Below are 4,881 nucleotides of genomic sequence, written 5' to 3'. Positions count from 1 at the left end.
CTAACTTGGGTATGGAAGTAATGCACGAGCGTAATGCTCACAACTTCCCTCTTGATTTGGCTTCTGTTGAGGCTCCTTCTATCAAGGGCTAAGGTTTTATGAGGGCTTAATCCTCGAAAACTGAATAATTACAAAAGGCGCTCTCCAGAGATGGGGGGCGCTTTTTGCGTTGTTGGCTTTTTGTTGTAAGGTTATAAAAGGTACAAGCCTTGCCCAATATCTATGGATAAAGCAACGTCGGATTAAGTGAATAGGGAGAGGAAGACTAGAGAGTGGTCGATAAAAAGCGGAAAATTCTGGATAAGGCTCTGGCCGGTTCAAAAAATATCAAGTTTAGTGAAATGGTGATGCTTATTGAAGCTTTCGGTTTTAGTTTGGCAAGAATCAGTGGTAGTCATCACATTTTTACTCATCCCCAAATTAGAGAAATTGTTAATATTCAAAATAAAAAAGGAGAAGTGGCTCTCTATCAAGTGCGTCAATTCTTATCGCTCGTTGAAGAGTACAATCTGACGATGGAGGATTAATGATGAAAGACTATCATATCAATATCTTCTACAGTGATGAAGATCAGGGTTATATTGCTGATATTCCTGATTTAAAATATTGCTCTGCTTTTGGCGAAACTCCAGAAGAGGCTTTGCGGGAGGTACAAATTGCTAAAAAAGCATGGTTAGAAACGGCTGTTGCTGCAAATAAGGTGATTCCTGAACCTAAATATAGACCTGTTATTTATCAGAAATAATAAGGGGGTTTTTCAAGCGAACCTCGAATTTTTATTACTAATTTTCCTTTAGAAAATTTGAGTTTGACTGTATGTATTGTTTGAAGATTGGGTTAATTTGAAACATTGCTCGTCCTGCGACCGGCTCTTTTTCTACTAAGCTGCGCCGGTTTAAGGATTCTATGGCTTGCAAAAATTGAGTTTTTGATAATGCTGTTTCCACCGGCCTTTGTGAGATATCTACAGGTTTTGTTTGGCTTGCTAACCAGCATATCACGGTTTTTTCAGAGTCGGATAAGCGCTTTAATTGAGTTTCTAAAATGGGTTCTATGTCTCCTAAATATATATCATTCGGGTCGGCTAAATACTGGGAGACGCTACCGTTAAATAATTGGTTAATTGTTGCGGAGATGATTTTTAACCAGAGGGGATGACTTTGATAAAGGGTTATTAATTGAGGCCATTTGTCTTCATCTGTTAATTGTTTTTTTCGTAAGATTTCTTGGGCTTGTTCTTCTAGTAATCCTTTGAGGTGTAAGGTTTGGGTAGAGGTGTTTTCGGCTTCCAGTGTGGTGATGTCTCGCGGTTTTTCGGAGGTGAGAAGTATTAAGCAACTTTGATGGGTCGTGGTGGCAATTTGTTTGAAAAATTGGCTGTAATCTTCATATCCGGGTAGGTATTGGCCGGCTATTTCACGGGATTTAAAGATGTTTTGGAGGTCATCAAGGATGAGTAAACAGCGATAGGTGCGGAAATAATCTAGGATTGTGGGTAAGGGGGTTTTTTTGGGTGTGGGAAAATGTTTGTTTGAGGTGGGTTTGTAGGGTGGTAAGGGTGGGTTTTTCGTTGAGGGTTTGCCAGATAATGTAATCAAATTCGTTGTTAATTTGTTGGATGAGTTGGAGGGTGAGGGTGCTTTTTCCTATTCCATTTAAGCCGTAGATTGTAATTAGGCGGGTAGTGGTGTTTAAGATCCAGTTTTTGAGGGTGGTTTCTTCTGGGGTGCGGTGGTAATATTCGGTTAAGGCCGGTGCTTGTTTTAAGTCGATGATTGGGGATTTATTTTCGTTTTGGGGTGTGTTTGGGGGTGAGGGTGAGGGGGGTTTTGTTTCTTCTGGATAGGGCCGGTTTTCTCCACAAATATTGATATGGCTATTTATGTAACCAACAATCTGTGAACCATTATTGTTGTAAATCCTAGATAATGCTTTTTTTTCTAAAATAGAGCGGACATTAGATTTTTTAATATTATCTTCTCCAAGGACATTGGAGAGAAGCTTCCATAATTTCCAAGCTTCTTTTTTTAGATAATCATAACTAAAGTTATTATTTTCTGCTATCTCTCCATATTGTTGATGCTGCCAAATTCCTTCTAATATAGCTTTTTGTATTGAGTCAAGATGTTTTCCGGTTTTAGCAAACACCTTTTCATCAGTCCAGTTTAAAACTTCTTGAATGTCCATAGGTTCAAAAATTATGATTTTTGAAGTACCTTCATCCCACATTTTACCACTTTACGCTCTAAATACCACATTTGGACACAATAAAAATAGATAAAGTTCCTACTTTAAGCCACACAGTAAATATTGACAGCATAGTTATGGATATTTAAAAATAAGTAATTATGCGATGGATAACCCATCCTCAATCAACCGTACACTTGCTCAATAATCACCATGACTGAAGATATCTCTCAAAAAACGGAAACCTCTACAGCTAGAGATCCTCTGGCTGAGACTGAAGACACTATCAAACAACCTGAAGATTCTATAGCTACTCTGGCTGAGACGGAAGACACTATCAAAAAAGCTGAAGATTCTACAGATACTCTGGCTGCGACTGAAGACACTATCAAAAAAGCTGAAGATTCTACAGATACTTTGGCTGCGACTGAAGACACTATCAAACCACCTGAAGATTCTACAGCCACTTTTACGAAGTCTGAAGAAACTTCTAAACAACCCTTATTATTCAAAATTTTTAAAAATTTTAGTATCATTGTATGGTCTGTGGTAATTCTTATTGTAATAATTCCGTTACTGGGAAGAGTAATTATAAATAATGCGTTATTAGCTCAAGTAAGCATTGATAGGCCAGCCAATACTCAAGTTTTTCCCGATAGAGATAAAATTGCATTACAAGAATCTCTTGACCTTGCTTATCAAACCACTAAAGAATATTCCGATCAAAAATTAAATGAATGGCAAGAACAATTAATTAAGAAGCTTGATCAGGATTTTCTGCCTTGGTATTTCAATTATTTCAATCAAAAAGGGCAGGAGCTTAGTGTGTTGTTCCAGTTTATAGGTGAGTATGTCATCAACGGATTTCAGTTTGATCAAACTAATCAAAAAATTGCTAAATCTATCAATGACAATATTCAGAGAGAATTTGCTAAGAAAGTATTAAGCGCGGAATCATCAGAGATCAAGTTTAAGACAATATTGATTGATACGACACAGTTCTATATAAAGGAAATCTCTAACAATGTTTCCCATGTTTCTAAACTCTATAAAATTCCCAAAACAGACTGGAATGAATATATAAAAAGCCTTAAAATTACACTAGATAATGACCGAGGTGATGATGTATCTTTAGTCAAGCTTTTAGGCGCTTACGGAGGTAGTAAAATAGCTGCTAAATTTGCTGCTAAAGCAGGTAGCACAGCTATTGCTACTATTTCTACTAAAGTAGCAGGTATAATTGATCCGGCAGTTGCTCTAGCTTTGATAGCTTACGATTATTGGGATTATAAGAATGGAGTAGCAGAAAATCAACCCCGTTTGCGAGAAGAGTTAGTTTCTGAGTTAGATAACATCAAATACAATCTTTTAAATGACCCTCAACAGGGTGTCATGTCTGTAGTTAATGAATTGGAAGAGAAAATCAAAAATAGTGTTTTTTAGTTACCTTTTAGGTTGGGTTGAGAAACAAAACCCAACCCAAACCTTATTTTCCTAGAGTTTACCAAACCCTAAACCCCACCGGCCCAACCTAGCATCTTCAGAGAGAAACATACACACCTTCAACCTTCTAACCCAAGTGCAACAATAGCATCCTTAACTTTCACCATCAGTGTCATCTCATCAATAGGTGAAACACTAAACCCACACTTCTCATAAAACTGTTTCGCCTCTTCAGAAATAGCGTGTACAATAATTGCTCTTATCCCCGCAATTTCCGCAGCTTGCAAAGTACGAAGAATAGCATCTCGCAGTAAAGCACGCCCGATACCTTTGCCTTGCCACCGGCGATCAACTGCCAATCTTCCTATCACCATCACTGGAATAGGATCGGGCATATTACGCCAAATTCTACCTGTGGCTGTGGTTTGTGCGACTGCTCCATTTGCCAGACAGTAATATCCCATCACTTCTTTACCAACACAGACAACATAAGTGCGGGAAGCCCCCTCTAAATCATTTTTTAAAGCCCGCTTTTTTAACCACTCATTTAGCTTATTTTCACCCGAATCAAACTTATCAATTAGATGGAAAGAATTCAGCTTTTCCGGGGGAATAATTTTTTCTTGATCTAATCCCACAAAGATTTACTTGTCAATAAGGTTTTTAGCTTCTCATTGGACACCGGCCCTGCATCCAGCAATGCCATAAATTCCTGAAACTTAACCTCATCTAACCCAAAAAAACAGCGGTCTAAAATAACATTTTGGGCTTTTTCGTAAGCAGATTCAAGCATGAACTCTGACCGGCTTTTTCCCTCTATTTGTGCCGCCTGATCAATTAAATCTCGTTGATTTTTTTTAGCTCGGATATTGATTGTAACGTCACGGGTATGGCCCGCTGATATGGGAAATTCTGAGGAGGACATCACAGTTACCTCTCTGAGAGCAACAAAAGCTTATCTCTGTAACCGATAGCTTACTCCTCTAGGGTAAAGCCTTGTCTACACAATGTAAACACAGTTGTTGCCAATCCTGACTGACTATTGATAAGTCCAGCTTATGTTATTCATCAGAAATACTCCGATTAAAACCCCTTTACAAAACTTAAAAATACCCTTAAGATAAAAACATCATCCGAACCTTAACAAATCAATAGCACTCATAAACACATGACAACCACATTACAGCGCACAGAGCGCTCTAACGTCTGGGAACGGTTCTGTAGCTGGGTTACAAGCACCGAAAACCGCCT

Annotated in this window: 7 protein-coding genes; 4 read left to right on the top strand and 3 right to left on the bottom strand. The window is 38.3% G+C overall.

All coding sequences use genetic code 11. From position 1 onward, the window contains the following. The 3 genes from NG798_RS26720 to NG798_RS26710 all read left to right on the top strand — a co-directional run. A partial coding sequence (locus tag NG798_RS26720; protein WP_261226763.1) for a photosystem II protein D1 occupies positions 1–92 on the top strand: 92 nt, incomplete at its 5' end. 180 nt (positions 93–272) lie between these two features. Beyond that, positions 273–527: a type II toxin-antitoxin system HicA family toxin gene (locus tag NG798_RS26715; protein WP_261226762.1), complete on the top strand. Its 255-nt coding sequence runs from the start codon at positions 273–275 to the stop codon at positions 525–527. Next, positions 527–745: a type II toxin-antitoxin system HicB family antitoxin gene (locus tag NG798_RS26710; protein WP_261226761.1), complete on the top strand. Its 219-nt coding sequence runs from the start codon at positions 527–529 to the stop codon at positions 743–745. Before NG798_RS26715 ends, NG798_RS26710 begins: the two co-directional genes overlap by 1 nt. 701 nt (positions 746–1,446) lie before the next feature. On the opposite strand, the gene NG798_RS26705 is transcribed toward NG798_RS26710, so the two are convergent. Further along, positions 1,447–2,187, bottom strand: coding sequence for an NB-ARC domain-containing protein (locus tag NG798_RS26705; protein ID WP_261226760.1), 741 nt, complete (start codon positions 2,185–2,187; stop codon positions 1,447–1,449). Positions 2,188–2,400: 213 nt separating this feature from the next. Here NG798_RS26705 and NG798_RS26700 point away from each other — a divergent pair, with 213 nt between their 5' ends. Continuing rightward, positions 2,401–3,630 carry a hypothetical protein gene (locus NG798_RS26700; RefSeq protein ID WP_261226759.1) on the top strand — a complete coding sequence of 410 codons (1,230 nt, stop codon included), beginning with the start codon at positions 2,401–2,403 and terminating at the stop codon, positions 3,628–3,630. Between the two features lie 119 nt (positions 3,631–3,749). On the opposite strand, the gene NG798_RS26695 is transcribed toward NG798_RS26700, so the two are convergent. Beyond that, the gene (locus tag NG798_RS26695; protein WP_261226758.1) at positions 3,750–4,268 is read right to left on the bottom strand and encodes a GNAT family N-acetyltransferase; all 519 of its coding nucleotides are present in this window, start codon (positions 4,266–4,268) and stop codon (positions 3,750–3,752) included. Further along, on the bottom strand, positions 4,259–4,555 hold the full coding sequence (locus NG798_RS26690; protein WP_261226757.1) for a DUF1778 domain-containing protein: 297 nt from the start codon (positions 4,553–4,555) through the stop codon (positions 4,259–4,261). Before NG798_RS26690 ends, NG798_RS26695 begins: the two co-directional genes overlap by 10 nt. Between the last annotated feature and the right edge of the window lie 326 nt (positions 4,556–4,881).

This window comes from Ancylothrix sp. D3o (assembly GCF_025370775.1).
Classification (GTDB): Bacteria; Cyanobacteriota; Cyanobacteriia; order Cyanobacteriales; family Oscillatoriaceae; genus Ancylothrix.
This window is presented reverse-complemented; position numbering and strand designations above follow the sequence as displayed.